This window comes from Roseateles chitinivorans (assembly GCF_002761755.1).
Classification (GTDB): Bacteria; Pseudomonadota; Gammaproteobacteria; order Burkholderiales; family Burkholderiaceae_C; genus Roseateles; species Roseateles chitinivorans.
Genome location: NZ_PEOG01000242.1, coordinates 1 through 417 on the forward strand (window position 1 = coordinate 1; position 417 = coordinate 417).

At 48.4% G+C, this 417-nt stretch carries 1 protein-coding gene; it reads right to left on the minus strand.

Annotated features, from left to right (window positions below):
• The coding region (gene mreC, locus CS062_RS25560; protein ID WP_143742577.1) for a rod shape-determining protein MreC at positions 1–417 on the minus strand (417 nt) is incomplete at both ends.

The following is a 417-nucleotide window of genomic DNA, read 5'->3' on the forward strand; positions in this document are numbered from 1 at the left end:
CCCCACAATACCGGTAGCATCGAGTACTGGCTGGCCAATGTAAACACCATGACGAGTGCCTTTATTTACCACCACTTGATGCGTAAAGGGATCGGAATCCACCGCAATAACTTCAGCAACCATGAGTAGGCGCTGTTCACGGCTTTCGCTAGCGAGCAGTTCACGCAAGCGATCATTTTCCCGCTGTAAAAACGTAAAGCGTTGCAATTCACCCTGAAGTAACAGCATCTCTTCTTGTAAGCGATTGTTTTCACGCATTATGCGTCGGCGTGATTGCACTTGGTTTAGCACGTTATCTAGGGCTTGTTCTGGCATTACCGCCAGGTATTGCACCGGGCTTACCACCGAATTTAAAAACGCGCGAATGGGCTGCATAACCCCTAAGCGATGATCAGCGAAAATAAGCAAAAACGCTAG